Origin of the sequence: Aureimonas sp. SK2 (genome assembly GCF_029813115.1) — a bacterium.
In the GTDB taxonomy this organism is placed as follows: Bacteria; Pseudomonadota; Alphaproteobacteria; order Rhizobiales; family Rhizobiaceae; genus Aureimonas.
In genome coordinates this window covers 76,693-95,987 of record NZ_JAPZDS010000015.1, presented here as the reverse complement: position 1 = coordinate 95,987, position 19,295 = coordinate 76,693, and the positions used below count along the sequence as shown (strand labels likewise).

The following is a 19,295-nucleotide window of genomic DNA, read 5'->3' as shown; positions in this document are numbered from 1 at the left end:
GCATGGAGCATGCCACGATCGGCAGCGCATGGCTGCGACAAAGCGCGCAGGAGCTGGAAGCGGAGAACGGGATGACGACGGGCAAGGTGGCGCTGGTGACGGCGGGGGGCAGCGGCATGGGCGCGGCGGCGGCGCGGCGCCTCGCCGACGACGGGTTCAAGGTCGCGATCCTTTCGTCGTCCGGCAAGGGCGAGGCACTGGCCCAGGCGCTGGGCGGCTTCGGCGTCACCGGGTCGAACCAGTCGGCGGACGATCTGAAGCGCCTTGTGGACGGCGCGATGGAGCGCTGGGGGCGGATCGACGCGCTGGTCAACAGCGCCGGCCACGGACCGCGCGCCGCCGTCCTCGAGATCACCGACGAGGACTGGCACCGCGGCCTCGACACCTATTTCCTCAACGTCGTGCGGCCCGCCCGCCTGGTCGCGCCCCTGATGGCCGCGAACGGGGGCGGGGCGATCGTCAACGTGTCCACCGCCTGGGCCTTCGAGCCGAGCCCGCTGTTTCCGACCTCGGCGGTGTTCCGGGCGGGGCTCGCCGCCTTCACCAAGCTCTTCGCCGATGCCCATGCGCCGCAGAACCTGCGCATGAACAACGTCCTGCCCGGCTGGATCGACAGCCTGCCCGGCACGGAGGAGCGCCGGCAAAGCGTGCCGATGGGGCGCTACGGGACCATGGCGGAGATCGCCGCCACGATCGCCTTTCTCGTTTCGGACGGCGCCGGCTACATCACCGGCCAGAACATCCGCGTCGACGGCGGGCTGATGCGCTCGGTCTGACCGGTCAGGCGTGCTCGGCGACGGCCGTCCGGGCGCCGACGGCCAGAAGCCGGCCGAGCGCCGCCGTCAGCGCTTCGCGCAGGCGGGGCTCGCGGCCGAGGTCGTCGCCGAACACCTCGCGCACCGACAGGAACGCATCGGCCAGCCGCGCCGGGTCGTCGCCCGCAGCCTCCGACAGCGCCTGCAGCCGGTCGCGAAGCGGATCGCGCACGTCGATCGCCCCGCCCCGCTCGTCGCGCCCGCCGGCATAGCGGATCCATCCGGCAAGCCCGAGCGCCAGACGCTCGAAGGGCTCGCCCGCCGCCAGCCGGTCGCGGATGGTGCCGAGCAGGCGCTGGGGCACCTTCTGCGAGCCGTCCATGGCGATCTGCCAGGTGCGGTGGCGCAGCGCCGGGTTGCGGAAGCGCCCGAGCAGCTCGGCGCGGTAGGCGGCGAGGTCGAAGCCGGGAAGCGGCGGCAGGGTCGGGGCGATCTCCCGCTCCATCATCGCCGCGAGAAGGGCGGCGAAGGGTTCGTCCGCCATCGCCTGCGACACGGTCTCGTGCCCGGCGAGATAGCCGAGATAGGCGAGCGTCGAATGGCTGCCGTTGAGAAGGCGCAGCTTCATCAGCTCGAAGGGCTCGACATCGGCGACGAAGCGCGCGCCGCCAAGCGTCCAGTCCGGCCGCCCTTGCGCGAAATGGTCCTCGATCACCCATTGCGAGAAGGGCTCGGTCATCACCGGCCAGGCATCCTCGGCCCCGATCGCGTCCGCCACGAGCGTCCGGTCGGCGTCGGTGGTCGCCGGCACGATCCGGTCCACCATGGTGGAGGGAAAGGGCACCTCGCGCTCCACGAACGCGCCGAGCGCGCGATCGCGGGCGGTCGCGAAGGCCGAGACGACGCGCCGTGCCGTCGCGCCGTTGGCCGGCAGGTTGTCGCAGGACAGGACGGTGAAGGGGGGGAGGCCCGCCTCCCGGCGGCGGCGCAGCGCCTCCACAAGGAAGCCGGGAGCCGAGCGCGGCGCATGCGGGTGGGCGAGGTCGTGGACGATATCCGGATGCGCCCGATCGAGCTCGCCCGTCGCCGGATTGTGGCAATAGCCCTTCTCGGTGACGGTCAGCGAGACGATGCGCGTGTCGGGCGCCGCCATCAGGGCCAGCACGGCTTCCGGGTCCTCCGGGGCGACGAGCTGCCCGAGGATCGCGCCGACCACCTGGAACCGGTCGCCCTCGCCGGACCGGACCGCCACCGTGTAGAGCCCGTCCTGCGGCGCCAGGGCGTCGCGCGTGTCCGGGCTGCGCAGGGAGACGCCGGCAATTCCCCAGGCGAGATCGCCCGCCTCCAGCACCGCCTCGGTCGCCACCGCCTGGTGGGCGCGGTGAAAGGCGCCGAGCCCGAGATGCACGATGCCGACCCGCGCCCGGGCGCGGTCGAAGCGGGGGCCGGGGATGCCGTGCGGCAGGGTGGCGAGGGCGGCGGAACGCAGGCGCTGGGTCACGGGGGCGGAACCTTGGCGAATCGGGGTGGGTTTCGAGCGGGCGGGAAGCCGGCCGGATCGCATGGCATGTCTTCCACCCGGCGCCCCGCACCTGTCAATCGACCGCCGCGGCAGACCGCCCGGCCGGCCTCTAGGACGCCGCCCGCGCCGGCGGAGCGAGGTCGGCGGGGCCGCCGCGCCGCAGGGTTTCCTCCAGCACCTCCAGCCGGTCGGGCCGGCCCAGCAGGAAGCCCTGCAGCGCCTGGACCTCGAGCCGGGCGAGCGCGGCGAGTTCCCCCGGCGTCTCCACCCCTTCGGCCACCACCGTGCAGCCGCACTGGCGCGCGAAGCCGTTGAGGGCGGTCGCCAGCGCCTCGCGCATCGGATCGCGATCGAGCTGGCGCACGATGCTCCGGTCGAGCTTGATGATGTCGGGCCGCACGGCCACGATATGGCTCATGCTCGCATAGCCGGCGCCCACGTCGTCCACCGCCACGCGCATGCCGCGCGCCCTGAGGGGGGTCAGCGCCGCGTTAAGGGCGCCGTAGTCGTCGATCCGCTCGTGCTCGGTGAGTTCGATGACGATCCGATCGGCGGGACAGGCGTCGAAGAGCTGCGGAAAGCCGGGGTCGAGGATCGCGGCCGGCGAGGCGTTGACCCCGAGCTGCACGCGGTGCCGCGCCCAGACGGCGCCGTAGGCGTCCAGGGCGTTGGCGATGGCGCGGTGCTCCAGCTCGATCTGCTGCCCGGTCTCGGCCGCGTCGGAGAACCAGGTCTCCACCGCCCGGTGCGGATCGTCGGGAAAGCGGGCCAGCGCCTCGGCACCGGCCGGCACGAGGCCATCGAGCAGGAAGACGGGCTGGAACACGGGCACCGGCCCCCCGGCGTCGAGCAGGCGGCGGATGCGCTGGCGTCTGGCGGACAGGAGGCTCTCGGCCTGGAGGTCGCGGTCGATCCGCTGCGCCACGAGCCCGGCGAAGGTGCGCAGCATGGCGAGGTCGCGGGCGTTCAGCGAATGGTCGGGCGCGTGACCGAAGCAGCAGAACGTGCCGTAGACCATGCCGTTGGACAGGCGGATCGGCACGCTGAGGTGGGAGCCGACGGGAAGCTCTCGCGTCACGGGCATGCGCTGGGCGAGCGCCACGACCGTGGTGTCGGGAATGAGCTCGGGAAGCTGCCCGTCCACGACCTGCGCGCAGTAGGTCTCCTCCAAGGGATCCGACCCGCCCTCCCGGACCGGACCGGGTGCGGCGGCGTCGACATGGCGGAAGACGCGTCGCCCGCCCGTGAACTCCCCGATGAAGGCGACATCCAGCCCGAGGTTCTGTCGCACGAGGCGAAGCATCATCGGAATGTCGTCGAGGCTGTCGGGCGGGGGACTGTCTGCCGCGCGCTGCATGGGATGGGAATCGGACCGCCGATCGAAATTCTTCTGGACGTTGTAGGATTTATCGGCACGGTTGCAACGGTGCGCAAGGGGCCTTTGTCGCGGCGGCGGCGCGCACGCGAAAAAGCCGCCGGGGTGCTCCCGACGGCTCCGCGTCCATTGTCGACAATGGCGATCCGGCCCACCACCTCGCCAGTACATCCGTGGTCGGACGAAAGGCCGGATTTCGCGGCGCTTCGACCGAAACCGGGACGCGCCGCCTGGGGAACAGATGGGTGGGCCCTCGGAGCGTTTCAAGGGTGCCCGATCCGATCACGTCAGTCGTACACCTCGATCACGCTGCGCGTCTGCGGATCGACGATCACGCGCTGGCCGTTGACCACGGCGTAGCCATAGGCGTCGTTGTCGGGGATCACGTGGTACTCGACCGCCTGCGGCAGCGGCTCGCCCACGACGATCTGGCGCTCGTAGGTGACGGACGGAATGGTCTGCTGCGTGACATAGGTGCGCACGGGCGCGGGCACCGCGACGACGGCCGCGACCGGCGCCGCTTCCTGCGTCACGATCGTGGTCGTGGTGGTCTGGGCCAGCGCCGGGAGGGCGACAAGGCCGGCGAGGCTCGCCAGGGCGATCAGACGACGCATCGGGTTTCTCCTTGAACCATGCGGGAGCGATCTCAACGCCCGCTGTCACCCGAGGCTGTACCCCTACGCGCACGGCGCGCATGACGCTCCGCGGGAGGCTCTCAGTCGCTCCCCTGGTTCGGGATCGCCAGGATATGGCCGCAGGCCTTGCAGTGCACGGCGTCCGGCTCGTGCCGCTCCAGCGCGCAGGCGGGGCAGCGGAAGAACACCTTGTAGGGGCGGAACACGGTCTGGGCGAGGCGCACGAAGAGCGAGATGCCGACGATCATGATGACGACCGAGGTAAGCTTGCCGGCCGTCCCCGGCAGCGTCACGTCGCCGAAGCCCGTCGTGGTCATGGTGGCGACGGTGAAGTAGAGGGCGTCGACATAGCCCTCGATGCCCGAGCCCTCGGCGACAAAGGCCGTGTAGATGAAGCCGGTCGCCAGGAACAGGCAGGTCAGGAGGTTGATCACCGCCCGCCCCGCCTCCTCCCATTTCTGGAGGCCCCGGCGGCGCAGCGAGCGCCAGAGCACGTCCTTGCGCGACAGGGTCCAGAGCCGCAGGATGCGCAGGAAGCCGACATTGAAGAACATCGTCGGCAGCAGCAGCGTCAGGAGGATCAGGGCATCCACCCAGATCACCGGGCGCCTGGCCCAGGCCTTGAGGCTGGGCGCGGCGAGCGCCCGCGCACCGAAGTCCAGCGCCAGAAGCGCCGCCAGCGAATAGTCCAGCCAGAGGAAGTAGCGCTTCTCCTGAAGCACCGGCGCCATCACGAAAAAGGCGATGATGACGAGATCGATGATCGCGACCCATCCCTGGAAGCGAACCGCGGCCGGAGCGTCTGCATGGTAGAGGAAGTCCAGCCGGAGCCGGAAGCGCTGGAGGCGCCCCGGCGCGCGCTCATGATCGGTCGTGTCTGCGGCAGCATCCATCCCCGGCAAGATGGAACGGCGCCGCGCCCTCGGCCAGAGCGACGCGTCACGCCGCCCCCGCCTCGCTCAAGCCTCAGGCCGCGTCGAGGCTTTCCAGGATGACGTTGTCGTTGGTGTAGATGCAGATCTCCGCCGCGATGCGCATCGCGCGCCGCGCGATCTCCTCGGCCGAATAATCCGTCTCCGCCAGCGCCCGCGCCGCCGCCAGCGCGTAGTTGCCGCCCGAGCCGATCGCGATCACCCCGTTCTCCGGCTCCAGCACGTCGCCGTTGCCGGTCAGCGTCAACGTGACTTTGGCGTCGGCGACGATCATCATCGCCTCCAGCCGGCGCAGGTACCGGTCCGTCCGCCAGTCCTTCGCCAGCTCGACGCAGGCGCGCATCAGCTGGTCGGGATACTGCTCGAGCTTGGCCTCCAGCCGCTCCAGCAGCGTGAAGGCATCGGCCGTCGCGCCCGCAAAGCCGGCGATCACCTGGCCGCCCTTGCCGATGCGCCGGACCTTCTTGGCGTTGCCCTTCATGACCGTGTTGCCCAGCGACACCTGCCCGTCGCCCGCCACCACGACCTTGCCGCCCTTGCGCACCGTGACGATCGTCGTCCCATACATCTTCGCCGGGTCGTGCTGGTCCATCATGCTCGTTACGTCCTTCGTTCGATCCGCGCCCCATATGGGAGCGCCGGGGCGGTGCCAACAAGGGCGCGGGCAATGGAAGACGGGGGCGCTGCCCCCGACCCCGCCAGGGGAAATGATTTCCCCTGGACCCCTCCTCATTCGGGGCGTGTCCAAGCTGGGAAGGGGCCTCCGGCCCCTTCCCAGCTTGGAAATGGTCCCAAACGAAAAGAAGGGTTCGGGAATTCCTTCCCGAGCGGGGACCGGGGCGGCAGCCCCGCCGTCATCACCCTCAGCCCCTCGGTTGGCTCCGCCCTCGCGCTTCTGTATGAAGCGGCGGAACGAGCGAGGATGGGCTAGCGATGGGCGAGACGGCTGGGCGACGGGATGCGTCGGTGGATCGGGCGACCAAGGAGACGCAGATCCGGGTGCGGGTCGATCTCGACGGGCAGGGCCGGGCGGACGTGGCGACGGGCGTCGGCTTCTTCGACCACATGCTGGACCATCTCGCGCGCCATTCCTTGATCGACATCCGGGTCGAGGCCAAGGGCGACTACCACATCGACGACCACCACACGGTGGAGGACGTCGGGATCGCGCTCGGCCAGGCCATCCGCCGCGCGATGGGCGAGCGGCGGGGCATCCGGCGCTATGCCTCGCTGGATCTTGCGATGGACGAGTGCCTGACGCGCGCGGCGGTGGATGTCTCGGGGCGGCCGTTCCTGGTGTTTCGAACGACCTTTCCGACGGAGAAGATCGGCACGTTCGACACGCAGCTCGTGCGCGAGTTCTTCCAGGCCTTCGCCGTCAACGCGGGGCTGACGCTGCATATCGAGACGCTCTACGGCGAGAACTCGCACCACATCGCCGAGACCTGCTTCAAGGCGGTGGCGCGGGTGCTGGGCGAGGCGCTGTCGATCGACCCGCGCCAGGCCGACCTCGTGCCCTCCACAAAGGGCATGCTGGCGTGAGGCGATACCGCATCTTCGAGCCGCCGGCTGCGGAGGGTCGGACGGAAGGCGCCCACTTCCTGCGCGACGGGTTCCGCCCCTTCGCGCTCGTCCTGCCGAGCCTCTGGCTGCTGCGGCACAAGCTGTGGTTCTGGGCCGTCGCCGCCTTTGCGGCCGAAGTGGCGGTCAAGGTCGCGGTACCCGAAGGCGGCATGCCCTTGGCGGCGATCCTGTCGCTCCTCGTCGGCGTCCTCGTGGCGCTGGAAGGGCCGAGCCTTCGCGCCCGCCGCCTCCTGCGGCGCGGCTGGCGCGAGGCCGGCGCGGTCTGGGCACGCGACGAGCGCGATGCGGAACTGATTTATTTCGCCGGCGAAACGACGGAGCCGGAGCAGCCGACCATGGTTCCTCCCTCGCCGACTGAGGCCCGTTCGCCCTTGCGTCCCGGCCCGTCCCTGTTCGACTTCAGGAGCGCGTGATCCATGGCGAGCGTTGCCATCATCGACTACGGCTCGGGCAATCTGCGCTCGGCCGCCAAGGCCTTCGAGCGCGCCGCGCGGGAGGCGGGAAGCGACAGCCGCATCCTCGTGACGGACGATCCCGCCGAAATTCGCGCGGCGGACCGGCTGGTTCTGCCGGGGGTCGGCGCCTTTGCCGACTGCCGCCGCGGGCTGGACGAAGCGCCGGGCCTTCTGGAGGCGCTGCGCGAATCCGTCGAGGACAGGGGCCGGCCGTTTCTTGGCATCTGCGTCGGCATGCAGCTCATGGCCGAGCGCGGGCTGGAGAAGACGATCAGCGTAGGTCTCGGCTGGATCGGCGGCGACGTCGAGCCCATCGTCCCGAGCGATCCGACGCTCAAGATCCCGCAGATGGGCTGGAACACGATTCACGTGAAACAGGCGCATCCGCTTCTGGAAGGGATCGAGACCGGCGAGACGGGCCTCCACTCCTACTTCGTCCACTCCTACCACCTCGCGCCGCGCCGGCCGGAGGAGCTGGTGGCGACCGTCGACTACGGCGGGCCGGTGACGGCCATGGTCGCCAACGGCAACAAGGCCGGCACGCAGTTCCACCCCGAGAAGAGCCAGACGCTCGGCCTCGCCCTCATCGCCAACTTCCTGCGTTGGAAGCCCTGATGCCGATCCTGTTTCCCGCCATCGACCTCAAGGACGGCGCGTGCGTGCGCCTCAAGCTCGGCCTGATGGAGGAGGCGACTGTCTACAACGCCGACCCGGCCGCCCAGGCCCAGGCGTTTCGGACGCAGGGCTTCACCCATCTCCACGTCGTCGACCTCAACGGCGCCTTCGAGGGACGCGCGGTCAACGCTTCCGCCGTCGAGGCGATCCTGGCGGCCGTCGGGGACCAGATGAAGGTCCAGCTCGGCGGCGGCATCCGGACGCTCGCCGATGTCGAGCGCTGGCTCGGCGCGGGCCTGTCGCGCGTCATCCTCGGCACGGTGGCGGTGCGCGATCCCGCCTTGGTGCGCGAGGCGGCCAAGCGTTTTCCCGGTCGGATCGCCGTCGGCATCGACGCCAAGGGCGGCAAGGTGGCGGTGGAGGGCTGGGCGGAGTCGTCCGAGCTGACAGTGGAGGACATGGCCCGGCGCTTCGAGGACGCGGGCGTTTCGGCCATCATCTACACCGACATCGACCGCGACGGCATCCTCGCCGGCATCAACTGGGACTCGACGATCGCGCTGGCCGAGGCCGTGCGCATCCCCGTGATCGCCTCCGGGGGCCTCGCCTCCATGGCCGACATCGATCGCCTGGCCGCTCCGGACGCCGCGCTTCTGGAAGGCGCGATCTCCGGCCGCGCGCTCTATGACGGGCGGATCGACCCGGCGGAGGCACTGGCCCGCCTCAGGGCCTGATGTTTCACGTGAGTCAATGCGCGCCGATCTTTGCAGGCGCGCGCGGCGGGACTAGATTGATGCCATGAACATCCAGGTCCCGACCATCCGAACCGCGGACGACTTCCTGCAGGCCTTCGAAGGGCTCGACGGAAAGCGGGAGTTCGTGCGCGGAAAGGTCGTCGACATGATGATCAACGTCTCTCGAAACCACGCCAAGCTGACGACGGCCCTGACCGTGCTCCTGGCGCGCGGCCTCGATGCCGACCGCTACGAGGTCGGCGTGGCGGATTTCGGCGTGCGCACGCCGGACGGTGTCCGGTTCCCCGACGTCTATGTCGATCGGACGGGCGGCGACGGGCGCGATCTCGTGGCGCATGCCCCGGTCTTCGTGGCCGAAATCCTGTCGCCCTCCTCCATGGCGCGGGACTTCGGCGAGAAGGTGCGCGATTACACCGCCCTCCCCTCCCTTCTCCACTACCTCGTCCTGTCGCAGGACGAGCCGCGCGTCTGGCTCTGGGCGCGGGGCGAGGACGGGAGCTTCGGGTCGCCGGAGATGATCGTCGGACGCGACGAAAGCGTGACGCTTGCCGGCTTCGGCCTGGCCCTGCCCCTTGCGGACCTTTATCGCGGCATCGCATAAGCTGCCCGGACCGGCCCTGTCCGCCGGTTCGCGGAACGGAGACCGCAAGACGTGACCCTCAAGGCGCGCATCATTCCCTGCCTCGACGTCAAGGACGGTCGCGTGGTCAAGGGCGTCAACTTCGAAGGCCTGATCGACGCCGGCGATCCCGTGGAGGCGGCGCGCGCCTACGACGCGGCCGGCGCGGACGAGCTCTGCTTCCTCGATATCACCGCCTCCTCCGACAACCGCGAGACGATCTTCGACGTCGTGGCGCGCACCGCCGAGGCCTGCTTCATGCCGGTGACCGTCGGCGGCGGCGTTCGCGAGGTCGCCGACATCCGCCGGCTGCTTCTCGCCGGGGCCGACAAAGTGTCGATCAACACGGCGGCGGTGAAGCGGCCGGAATTCGTCGCCGAGGCGGCCGACAAGTTCGGCAACCAGTGCATCGTCGTCGCGATCGACGCCAAGCGCGTGTCGGGCGAGAACGAGATCCCGCGCTGGGAGATCTTCACCCATGGCGGCCGGCAGGCGACGGGCATCGACGCCGTCGAGTTCGCCCGCCGCGTCGTGGCGCTCGGCGCGGGCGAGATCCTCCTCACCTCCATGGACCGCGACGGCACCAAGGCGGGCTTCGACCTTGGGCTGACCCGGGCGGTGGCGGACGCCGTGCCCGTACCGGTGATCGCATCCGGGGGCGTCGGCACTCTCGACCACCTCGTCCACGGTGTCACGCAAGGCGGCGCGACGGCGGTTCTCGCCGCCTCGATCTTCCATTTCGGCACCCACACGATCGGCGAGGCCAAGCGCCACATGGCCGCCGCCGGCATTCCCATGCGGCTCGACGGCGCCCGCTCGTCGCTCCACCCCGACGCTTCCTGAAGGCCGCCGCCATGTTCGACCTCTCGCAACTCGAAGCGATCGTCGCCGAACGCGCGGCCTCGACGGACGAAGCCTCCTACACCGCCAAGCTCGCGCGGCGGGGCGTCCCCAAGGTCGCGCAGAAGCTCGGCGAGGAGGCGGTCGAGACGGTGATCGCGGCGCTGGCCGAGGACGAGGCGGCGCTTCGCGGCGAGGCCGCCGACCTCCTCTACCATCTCCTCGTGCTCCTCCATCTCAAGGGCGTACCGCTCGCCGACGTGATGGCCGAGCTCCAGTCGCGCACGGCGCGCACCGGGCTCGAGGAAAAGGCCGCCCGGCCGCATGCTGGTTGAAGCGCCCGCGATGGACCAGCTCGCGCCCTCCAGCCTGTCGCCCTACCATTTCTTCTCGGCCGGCGAATGGGCGACGTTCCGGGGCCGCGAGACGCTGACCCTCTCGGCCGGCGAGGTGCAGCGCCTGCGCTCGATGGGCGACGCGATCGACCTCGACGAGGTCGAGCGCATCTATCTCGCCATCTCGCGCCTTCTCTATTCGCACGTGGAATCTAGCCAGGCGCTGTTCCGGCAGCGCAAGCGCTTCCTGCGCGGCTCGACCCAGGTGAAGACGCCCTTCATCATCGGCATCGCGGGGTCGGTCGCCGCCGGCAAGTCCACCACGGCGCGAATCCTCAAGGAGCTCCTCGCCCGCTGGCCGGGAACGCCCAAGGTCGATCTCGTGACCACGGACGGCTTCCTCTATCCCAACGCGATCCTGGAACGCGACGGGCTGATGCAGCGCAAGGGCTTTCCCGAAAGCTACGACGTCGGGGCGATCCTGCGCTTCCTCTCCGACATCAAGGCCGGCGCGCGACACGTCACGGCGCCGGTCTACTCGCACTTCTTCTACGACGTGATGCCCGACGACCGGATCGAGGTCGACCAGCCGGACATCCTGATCTTCGAGGGGCTGAACGTCCTCCAGACCCGAGAGATGCCGCGGGACGGCAAGTTTGTGCCCTTCGTCTCCGACTTCTTCGACCATTCGATCTATATCGACGCGGACGAGCGCGATCTCCACACCTGGTACATCTCGCGCTTCATGCGGCTGCGCGAGACGGCCTTCCGCGAGGAAAGCTCCTTCTTCCATCGCTATTCCAAGATCTCGGAGCGGGAAGCCCTGGAGGTCGCCGAGCGGCTCTGGACCACGATCAACGCCAAGAACCTCCACGAGAACATCCTGCCGACGCGCCCGCGCGCCGACCTGATCCTGCGCAAAGGCGGCGACCACCTGGTCGAGCAGGTGGCGCTGCGCAAGATCTGATCCGCACGGCCGGCAGCCGGCCGAACGGTTGACTTTCTCCCACGCTCGGCCCAACACCCCGCCCGGCTTCTAACAGGGACGTGGGAAGACGCCGATGACGATCGATCTCAACCGACGCGAATGGATGATGGGCCTGGCCGCCCTCGGCCTCGCCTCCGCCACGCGCGGCGCGCTCGCCGCCGACGGCGACCTCCTCCAGTTCGGGGCGCCCGAACCCTTCTCCTTCGACGCGCTGGTGGAGCGCGCCCGGGCGCTGGCAGCAAGCCCTTACGTTCCGGAAGTGCCGCGCTCGGGCGATGTCCTGGAGCGCATCGACTTCGACCAGCACTGGCGCATCCAGTACAAGAAGAGCGAGACGCTCCAGCTCAACGACGGCAAGGCGCCGATCCGCTTCTTCCATCTCGGCCGCTACTTCAAGCTGCCGGTCGGCATCCACGTCGTGGAGAACGGCGAGGCGCGCACGCTGCGCTACGACCCCAATCTCTTCACGATCCCGGCGGACTCTCCCGCCAAGGAGCTTCCGGACGATATCGGCTTTGCGGGCTTCCGCGTGCTGGAGCCGGGCTCGGACGCCGACTGGCTGGCGTTTCTGGGCGCCGCCTATTTCCGCACGTCCGGCGAGGACAACCAGTTCGGCATGTCGGCGCGCGCGCTCGCCATCGACGTCGCCATGCCGACGCCGGAGGAATTCCCGCGCTTCACCGACTTCTTCCTCGAGCCCTCGGCGGGCGGGCGCCTCGTCATCACCTGCCTTCTCAACTCGCCGCGCGTCGCCGGCGTCCTGCGCATGGACATCAAGAAGGGCGGGCCGATCGTGATGGACATCCAGTCGCGCTACTTCGCGCGCGACGACATCGAGCGCTTCGGCATCGCGGCGCTGACCTCGATGTACTGGTATTCCGAGACCGACAAGCAGCGCCGCATCGACTGGCGGCCCGAGGTGCACGACTCCGACGGTCTCGCCCTATGGACGGGCACGGGCGAGCGTCTCTGGCGCCCGCTCAACAACCCGCCGCGCGTGATGACCTCGAGCTTCTCCGACCGAGGCCCCCGCGGCTTCGGCCTCCTCCAGCGCGACCGCGACTTCGCCAACTACGAGGACGACGGCGTCTTCTACGAGAAGCGCGCCTCCGTCTGGGTGGAGCCGAAGGGCGACTGGGGGCCAGGCGTCGTGCAGCTCGTCGAGATCCCGACCGACGACGAGATCCACGACAACATCGCCGCCTACTGGCTCGCCGAGAAGCCGGTGCGAAAGGGCGACGCGATCGCCCTCGACTACTGGCTCCACTGGTCGAACCGCGAGCCCTTCCCCGGCGACGTCGGCAAGGTGGTGGCGACGCGCCTGGGGCGCGGCGGCATCGCCGGCCAGCCGCGCCCGGCGGGCGTCACAAAGATCGTGGTGGACTTCGACCAGGGGCTGGTGGCCGCCCTCGACCGCGACGCCAAGGGGGTGGAGGCCGTCGCCTCCGCCTCGCGCGGCACGGTCGGCAAGGTGGACTGCTACTCCGTCAAGGTCGGCACCGCCTGGCGCGTCACCTTCGACCTGACGGCCGAGGGCAGCGACCCGGTGGAGCTGCGCCTCTACATGCGCCAGGGCGACAAGGTATTGACCGAGACCTGGGCCTACCAGTTCCTGCCCGCCTCCATGGGCGCCTGACGCGCCACCACCGTCAGGGCCGCGTCACCCGCCGCAAGGTGAGGTTGATGCGGCCCTCGCCCTTCAGCAGCGTCGAGGTGCCGGGATAGATCCGGTCGACGCCGTGGAAGGCGAGCCGGCTTTCGCCGCCGAGCACCAGGACGTCGCCGGAGCGAAGACGCAGCGAGCGCGTCGGTCCGCCGCGCGTCACCCCCCCGAAGCGGAACAGCGCCTCGTCGCCGAGCGAGACCGACAGGACGGGCGCCGCGAGGTCCTCCTCGTCCTTGTCCTGGTGCATCCCCATGCGCGCCGACGGCTCGTAGAAGTTGACGAGGCAGGCTTCGGGCGGATGCGGGTAGCCCGCCAGTTCCCCCCAGAGTTCGAGGAGCGTCGCCGGGATCGCCGGCCAGGGCCGGCCCGTCTCGGGATGGAGCGGCTGGTAGCGGTATCCCGCGCGGTCGGACACCCAGCCGAGGGTCCCGCAGTTCGTCATGCGCACCGAGAAGGGCTTTCCGGTGCCGGGCATCGCCGGGCGGTAGAGCGGGGCCTCGGCCGCCGCCTCGCGGATGGCGGCGAGGAGCGCGCCCTGGGCCGCCGCGTCGAGCCGTCCGGGATGGTGGTGCAGCCCGGGCGGCAGGGCGCCCGGCGCGCTCACGAGAGGTAGCCGAGCTGGGCGGCGAGCGCCACGGCATGGGTGCGGTTGGAGGCGTCGAGCTTGCGCGTCGCGGAGGTGAGGTACTGCGAGATCGTGTGCTCGGAAAGGTTCAGGATCGTGCCGATCTCCGGCGAGGTCTTGCCGAGCATGGCGAGCTTCAGGCAGTCGCGCTCGCGATTGGTCAGCGGGTTGTTGCGCCGGTTCTCCTCGTAGCGGCAGGCGGCCAGCACCCCGAAGGCTGCGAAGGCGAGAAGCTGCAGCCCGTCCGCCTCGGCCTCGCCCATCGCGGGCCGCGGCCCGGCCACCGCCAGGACGCCCGTGAAGCCTGAGATGCCGTGGACGGGGCAATAGACGCCCGACTGGCACCCGTGCGCCGCCAGGAAGCGGCCCGGCGGCGGCGAGCCGTTCGGATCGTCCGGATCGAAGCCGTAGATGAACTCGACGTCCCAGATGAAGGGTAGCGAGCCGCTGATCAGCGCCCGGACGACCGGCGAGAAGCGGTGGAGGCCGAGCCGTTCGAAGCCGAGGCGGAACTCGTCCTCCCAGTTCGACAGGAGGGGGCGCATCTCGGCCCCGGCCTCGTCGGTGGACGGAATGGTCATCAGGGCGAAACGGTCGAATCCGGCCGACCCCACGATCTCGCCCACGGCATCGCGCAGCGCCTTTTCCGACCAGGGCCGCTCCAGGCGGCCGACGAAGCTGGCCTCGGGCCGGTTCATGCGCCCGATGCGGCGTCGGCCGGCCAGGATCGATTTCGGGAAACGGTCATGGCGATCCTTTCCAAGGACGGGGCGCGGGCGGCCGGGTCAGGATGGCGATTCGCACTGTATGCGAACCTGCGTCTCCTATCCTATCGCGAAGGCGCCACGATACGACCCCCGTTCGGCCATGTTTTTCGACGCCTGGCGCCAGGACGCGGAAGGCGGGCCTCTGGCAGGCGCCCCCGCCGATGCCCATGTCGGGGTCCGGAACCATCCGCATCCGGCGGATGGGCGTCTATTTCGAGACCCCGTACGTCCATGACCGACTTTTCCCCTCGCGAGATCGTGTCCGAGCTGGACCGCCACATCATCGGCCAGAAGGACGCCAAGCGCGCCGTGGCCGTGGCCCTTCGCAACCGCTGGCGGCGTCAGCAGCTCGACGGGTCGCTTCGCGAGGAAGTCTCGCCGAAGAACATCCTGATGATCGGACCGACGGGCGTCGGCAAGACCGAAATCTCGCGGCGCCTGGCCAAGCTCGCCGGCGCGCCCTTCATCAAGGTCGAGGCAACGAAGTTCACCGAGGTCGGCTATGTCGGTCGCGACGTCGAGCAGATCATCCGCGACCTCGTGGAGATCGGCATCGCGCTGACCCGTGAGAAGAAGCGGGAGGAGGTGCGCGCCAAGGCCCATGCCGGCGCCGAGGACCGCGTGCTCGACGCCCTTGTCGGCAAGACCGCTTCGCCCGCGACGCGCGACTCGTTCCGCAAGCGGCTGCGCGCGGGCGAGCTCGACGACAAGGAGATCGACGTCGAGGTGGCCGATACGGCCAACCCGCTCGGCGGCATGGACATCCCCGGCATGCCCGGCGCCAATATCGGCGTCCTCAACCTGTCGGAAATGTTCGGTAAGGCGATGGGCGGGCGCACCAAGACCCGCCGCACCACGGTGAAGGACTCTTACGCCCTCCTGATCAACGAGGAGTCGGACAAGCTCCTCGACACGGAGGCGCTGGTGGCCGACGCGATCCGCGCCGTCGAGAACAACGGCATCGTCTTCCTCGACGAGATCGACAAGGTCGCCAACAACGGCGAGGCGCGCGGCGGCGCGGGCGTGTCCCGCGAGGGCGTCCAGCGCGACCTCCTGCCGCTCGTCGAGGGCACCACGGTCGCCACCAAGCACGGGCCGGTGAAGACCGACCACATCCTCTTCATCGCGTCCGGCGCCTTCCACGTCTCCAAGCCCTCCGACCTCCTGCCCGAGCTCCAGGGCCGCCTGCCGATCCGCGTCGAGCTGCGCGCGCTCGACCGCGACGACTTCCGCCGCATCCTGACCGAGACGGAAGCCTCGCTCCTCAAGCAGTACGTGGCGCTCCTGAAGACCGAGAACGTCGATCTCGAGATCACCGACGATGCGGTGGACGCCATCGCGGACGTCGCGGTCGCGCTCAACGGCTCGGTCGAGAACATCGGCGCGCGCCGCCTGCAGACCGTGATGGAGCGCGTTCTCGACGACATCTCGTTCGAGGCGCCCGACCGGAGCGGGCAGTCCTACAAGGTGGACGGCGACTACGTGCGCCGGGCGCTCGACGGTATCGCCGGCAATGTCGACCTGTCGCGCTACATCCTCTGAGGCGCGTCTTCAGGGCGCATGAACCAAGCCCCCGGCCGGCATTTTCGAATGCCGGTTCCCTGTCGCCTGTCCTTCACAGGATATGGTAGACGACAGACCAAATCGGTGAACTAGGCCGATGACGGGTTTGGACAAGGGGGCCTTTGGTGACGCTCGATACGGCAACGCTGTTTCTCGCCTCCGTCGCGCTCGACTTCGCCATCGCCGCCTATTTCTGGACCCTATGGATCGGCCAGCGCGATCGGCCCATCCATCTCTGGCTCGCCCTTTCGGCCACGAGCGCGACCTTCGGCTGCATCCTCTACATGCTGCGCCAGATCGTTCCGGACTGGATCGCGGTCTGGGCGGCCCAGATCCTCTTCATCCAGGTCTTCGCCTTTCTCTGGGCCGCGGTTCGCCTGGTCCATGGCCGGCCGCGGCCGGTGCGATGGGTCCTGGCGGGCTCCGCTATCTGGAGCGCGGCCTGCCTTGTGCCGCCCTTCTTCGCCGCCGAACAGCCGCGCAACGTGGTCGCGACCCTCCTCTTCGCCGCCTACTGCTTCGCGATGTGCGTGGAGATGCTGCGGGCGCGGCCGATACCGAACCGCTGGCTCGCGGCCGGCCTTCTCCTGGTCCTGTCGGTCGTCTCGATCGGCATGACCGCCTACACCGCAATGCAGTCGGAGGTGGTCACGCCGCTTCTGGCGAACCAGCCGGTCGCGGCGCTCTGGCTGCTCCTTTATCTCGTGATCTACGTCGTGCTGGTGCTGGCGGTGACGACGCTGGAACTCGGCAACGAGGCCGACCGGCAGCGGGCGGCGGCCGCGACCGACGGGCTCACCGGCCTGCCCAATCGCCGCGCCTTCCGCGAGCGCTCGGAGCGGCCGGACGTCCTGGCCAGGGGCGCGGCCGTGCTCGTGCTCGACATCGACCATTTCAAGCGGATCAACGATGAGTGGGGCCATGCGGGCGGCGACGACGCGCTGGTGCGCTTTGCGGCCGCCCTGCGCGGGGTGCTTGCCCCCTTGCGCACGAGGGCGGGCGGCGCGCCCATCCTGGCGCGCATGGGGGGCGAGGAGTTCGTCAGCCTGCTGCCGGGGGCGACCCTCAAGGAGGCGCGCCGGCTCGGCGAGGCAATCCGGGCCGCCATCGAGGGCGACCGGCCGGCCGGGCGTCCGGCGGTGACGGTGAGCATCGGCCTTGCCTTCGCCGGCCCCGGCGAGGCGCGTTCGATGGAGGATCTCCTGCGCAGCGCCGACCGGGCGCTCTACAGGGCCAAGCGCGAAGGCCGCAACCGGCTGGTGGAGGAAGGCGCGCCGGCCGACGACGGGCGCGCGCCCGTCGCCTTGCAGTTCGCCTGAGGGCGCGTCAGTCGACCTGGCGCACGGCGCCGCGCGCGGCGCTGGTGGTCATCGAGGCATAGGCGCGCAGGGCCGTCGTGATCTTGCGCTTGCGCACCTCGGTCGGCTTCCAGGCGAGCGCCCCCTTCTCGGCCATCTCGCCCCGGCGCCGCGCGATCTCGGCGTCGTCCACGGCCAGATGAATTGAGCGGTTGGGGATGTCGATCTCGATCGGGTCGCCCTCGTGGACCAGCGCGATCAATCCGCCTTCCGCCGCTTCCGGCGAGACGTGGCCGATCGAGAGGCCCGAGGAGCCGCCGGAGAAGCGCCCGTCCGTGACGAGGGCGCAGGCCTTCCCGAGGCCCTTCGACTTCAGGTAGCTCGTCGGATAGAGCATCTCCTGCATGCCCGGCCCGCCGCGTGGTCCCTCGTAGCGGATCAGGACGACGTCGCCGGGATGGACCTCGTTCGACAGGATCGCCTTCACGGAAGCGTCCTGGCTCTCGAAGACGCGCGCCTTGCCCGAGAACTTGAGGATGCTCTCGTCGACGCCCGCCGTCTTCACGATGCAGCCGTCCTCGGCGAGATTGCCGAAGAGCACCGCAAGACCGCCGTCCTTGGAGAAGGCGTGGGCGGCGTCGCGGATGACGCCCGTCTCGCGGTTGTCGTCCACCGCGTCGAAGCGGCGCTCCTGGCTGAAGGCGACCTGCGTCGGCACGCCGCCGGGCGCGGCGGTGAAGAAGTCGTGGACCGTCTTGCTCGTGGTGCGCTTGATATCCCAGCGCTCCAGCGCGTCGGCCATGGATTCGGCGTGGACGCAGCCGACCGTGGTGTCGAGAAGGCCCGCGCGGTCGAGTTCGCCGAGGATGCCCATGATGCCGCCGGCCCGGTGCACGTCCTCCATGTGAACGTTGGAGATCGCCGGCGCGACCTTGCAGAGCACGGGCACGCGGCGCGACAGGCGGTCGATGTCGGCCATGGTGAAGTCCACCTCGCCCTCGTGGGCGGCGGCAAGCAGATGCAGCACCGTGTTGGTCGAGCCGCCCATGGCGATGTCGAGCGTCATCGCGTTCTCGAAGGCGGCAAAGCTTGCGATGGAGCGCGGCAGGACGCTTTCGTCCTCCTGCTCGTAGTAGCGGCGGGCGAGATCGACGATGAGATGTCCGGCCTCGACGAAGAGCCGCTTGCGGTCGGCGTGGGTGGCGAGCGTCGAGCCGTTGCCCGGCAAGGACAGGCCCAGCGCCTCGGTCAGGCAGTTCATCGAGTTGGCGGTGAACATCCCGGAGCACGAGCCGCAGGTCGGGCAGGCCGAGCGCTCGATGACCTTGATCTCCTCGTCCGAGACGCGGTCGTCGGCGGCCGCGACCATGGCGTCCACGAGGTCGAGCTTCTTCACGCTCTGGTCGGGCCAGACGACCTTGCCGGCCTCCATCGGGCCGCCCGAGACGAAGACGACGGGGATGTTGAGGCGGAGCGCCGCCATCAGCATGCCCGGCGTGATCTTGTCGCAGTTGGAGATGCAGACCATGGCGTCGGCGCAGTGCGCGTTGACCATGTACTCCACCGAGTCCGCGATGATCTCGCGCGAGGGCAGCGAATAGAGCATGCCGTCGTGGCCCATCGCGATGCCGTCGTCGACGGCGATCGTGTTGAACTCCTTGGCGACGCCCCCGGCCGCCTCGATCTCGCGGGCGACGAGCTGGCCGAGGTCCTTGAGGTGGACGTGGCCGGGCACGAACTGGGTGAAGGAGTTGACGACGGCGATGATCGGCTTGCCGAAATCCTCGTCCTTCATGCCAGTCGCGCGCCACAGGCCGCGGGCTCCGGCCATGTTGCGGCCATGCGTGGTGGTGCGGGAACGGTAATGGGGCATCGGGAAACCTGCCGATCTCTTGAGGCGTACCCGCCATTACACCTGTTTGGCGCGAGAACCAACAGGGTGATGCGCGGATAGGCGATAATCGTT

The 19,295-nt window shown here is 69.7% G+C and carries 20 protein-coding genes; 12 read left to right on the top strand and 8 right to left on the bottom strand.

All coding sequences use genetic code 11. The features are described 5' to 3' along the window. The first annotated feature begins 71 nt into the window (after positions 1 to 71). The gene (locus O5O54_RS17755) at positions 72 to 776 is read left to right on the top strand and encodes an SDR family oxidoreductase (RefSeq protein ID WP_279483196.1); all 705 of its coding nucleotides are present in this window, start codon (positions 72 to 74) and stop codon (positions 774 to 776) included. Positions 777 to 780: 4 nt separating this feature from the next. Here O5O54_RS17755 and O5O54_RS17750 read toward each other — a convergent pair whose 3' ends face one another. From O5O54_RS17750 to hslV, 5 genes are all read right to left on the bottom strand, one after another. Beyond that, positions 781 to 2,256 (bottom strand): mannitol dehydrogenase family protein, encoded by a 1,476-nt coding sequence (locus O5O54_RS17750; protein WP_407061726.1) that lies wholly within the window; start codon positions 2,254 to 2,256, stop codon positions 781 to 783. A 130-nt stretch (positions 2,257 to 2,386) separates the two neighbouring features. Continuing rightward, positions 2,387 to 3,634 (bottom strand): EAL domain-containing protein, encoded by a 1,248-nt coding sequence (locus tag O5O54_RS17745; protein WP_279483171.1) that lies wholly within the window; start codon positions 3,632 to 3,634, stop codon positions 2,387 to 2,389. Between the two features lie 305 nt (positions 3,635 to 3,939). Continuing rightward, positions 3,940 to 4,266: a DUF1236 domain-containing protein gene (locus O5O54_RS17740; RefSeq protein WP_279483170.1), complete on the bottom strand. Its 327-nt coding sequence runs from the start codon at positions 4,264 to 4,266 to the stop codon at positions 3,940 to 3,942. A 101-nt stretch (positions 4,267 to 4,367) separates the two neighbouring features. After that, on the bottom strand, positions 4,368 to 5,180 hold the full coding sequence (locus O5O54_RS17735) for a potassium channel family protein (RefSeq protein WP_279483169.1): 813 nt from the start codon (positions 5,178 to 5,180) through the stop codon (positions 4,368 to 4,370). Positions 5,181 to 5,253: 73 nt separating this feature from the next. Beyond that, on the bottom strand, positions 5,254 to 5,811 hold the full coding sequence (hslV, locus tag O5O54_RS17730; RefSeq protein ID WP_279483194.1) for an ATP-dependent protease subunit HslV: 558 nt from the start codon (positions 5,809 to 5,811) through the stop codon (positions 5,254 to 5,256). Positions 5,812 to 6,152: 341 nt separating this feature from the next. On the opposite strand from hslV, the gene hisB reads away from it, so the two are divergent. The 9 genes from hisB to O5O54_RS17685 all read left to right on the top strand — a co-directional run bounded on the left by hisB (position 6,153) and on the right by O5O54_RS17685 (position 13,046). Then, positions 6,153 to 6,761 carry an imidazoleglycerol-phosphate dehydratase HisB gene (hisB, locus tag O5O54_RS17725; protein ID WP_279483168.1) on the top strand — a complete coding sequence of 203 codons (609 nt, stop codon included), beginning with the start codon at positions 6,153 to 6,155 and terminating at the stop codon, positions 6,759 to 6,761. Further along, positions 6,758 to 7,216 carry a DUF2628 domain-containing protein gene (locus O5O54_RS17720; protein WP_279483167.1) on the top strand — a complete coding sequence of 153 codons (459 nt, stop codon included), beginning with the start codon at positions 6,758 to 6,760 and terminating at the stop codon, positions 7,214 to 7,216. Before hisB ends, O5O54_RS17720 begins: the two co-directional genes overlap by 4 nt. Positions 7,217 to 7,219: 3 nt before the next feature. Then, complete coding sequence (gene hisH / locus O5O54_RS17715; protein ID WP_279483166.1) at positions 7,220 to 7,873, top strand: imidazole glycerol phosphate synthase subunit HisH; 654 nt, start codon at positions 7,220 to 7,222, stop codon at positions 7,871 to 7,873. After that, positions 7,873 to 8,607 (top strand): 1-(5-phosphoribosyl)-5-[(5-phosphoribosylamino)methylideneamino]imidazole-4-carboxamide isomerase, encoded by a 735-nt coding sequence (gene hisA, locus O5O54_RS17710; RefSeq protein ID WP_279483165.1) that lies wholly within the window; start codon positions 7,873 to 7,875, stop codon positions 8,605 to 8,607. The genes hisH and hisA overlap by 1 nt, the downstream gene beginning before the upstream one ends. A gap of 64 nt (positions 8,608 to 8,671) precedes the next feature. Continuing rightward, positions 8,672 to 9,229 (top strand): Uma2 family endonuclease, encoded by a 558-nt coding sequence (locus O5O54_RS17705; protein WP_279483164.1) that lies wholly within the window; start codon positions 8,672 to 8,674, stop codon positions 9,227 to 9,229. 51 nt (positions 9,230 to 9,280) lie between these two features. Further along, a complete protein-coding gene (gene hisF, locus O5O54_RS17700) occupies positions 9,281 to 10,090 on the top strand; it encodes an imidazole glycerol phosphate synthase subunit HisF (RefSeq protein WP_279483163.1) in 810 nt (269 codons plus the stop codon). Between the two features lie 11 nt (positions 10,091 to 10,101). Next, positions 10,102 to 10,422, top strand: a complete 321-nt coding sequence (locus O5O54_RS17695; protein ID WP_279483162.1) for a phosphoribosyl-ATP diphosphatase — start codon at positions 10,102 to 10,104, stop codon at positions 10,420 to 10,422. Continuing rightward, on the top strand, positions 10,412 to 11,389 hold the full coding sequence (coaA, locus tag O5O54_RS17690) for a type I pantothenate kinase (protein ID WP_279483161.1): 978 nt from the start codon (positions 10,412 to 10,414) through the stop codon (positions 11,387 to 11,389). Before O5O54_RS17695 ends, coaA begins: the two co-directional genes overlap by 11 nt. A gap of 94 nt (positions 11,390 to 11,483) precedes the next feature. Further along, positions 11,484 to 13,046, top strand: coding sequence for a glucan biosynthesis protein (locus tag O5O54_RS17685; RefSeq protein ID WP_279483160.1), 1,563 nt, complete (start codon positions 11,484 to 11,486; stop codon positions 13,044 to 13,046). Positions 13,047 to 13,059: 13 nt separating this feature from the next. Here O5O54_RS17685 and O5O54_RS17680 read toward each other — a convergent pair whose 3' ends face one another. Continuing rightward, a complete protein-coding gene (locus O5O54_RS17680) occupies positions 13,060 to 13,680 on the bottom strand; it encodes an alpha-ketoglutarate-dependent dioxygenase AlkB (protein ID WP_279483159.1) in 621 nt (206 codons plus the stop codon). Then, positions 13,677 to 14,399, bottom strand: coding sequence for a LuxR family transcriptional regulator (locus O5O54_RS17675; protein WP_279483158.1), 723 nt, complete (start codon positions 14,397 to 14,399; stop codon positions 13,677 to 13,679). Before O5O54_RS17675 ends, O5O54_RS17680 begins: the two co-directional genes overlap by 4 nt. 300 nt (positions 14,400 to 14,699) lie before the next feature. On the opposite strand from O5O54_RS17675, the gene hslU reads away from it, so the two are divergent. Beyond that, on the top strand, positions 14,700 to 16,010 hold the full coding sequence (hslU, locus tag O5O54_RS17670) for an ATP-dependent protease ATPase subunit HslU (protein WP_279483157.1): 1,311 nt from the start codon (positions 14,700 to 14,702) through the stop codon (positions 16,008 to 16,010). 146 nt (positions 16,011 to 16,156) lie between these two features. Beyond that, entirely contained in the window at positions 16,157 to 17,350 is a 1,194-nt protein-coding gene (locus O5O54_RS17665; protein WP_279483156.1) for a GGDEF domain-containing protein, read from the top strand. Positions 17,351 to 17,357: 7 nt separating this feature from the next. On the opposite strand, the gene ilvD is transcribed toward O5O54_RS17665, so the two are convergent. Next, positions 17,358 to 19,202, bottom strand: a complete 1,845-nt coding sequence (gene ilvD / locus O5O54_RS17660; RefSeq protein WP_279483155.1) for a dihydroxy-acid dehydratase — start codon at positions 19,200 to 19,202, stop codon at positions 17,358 to 17,360. Positions 19,203 to 19,295: the final 93 nt, after the last annotated feature.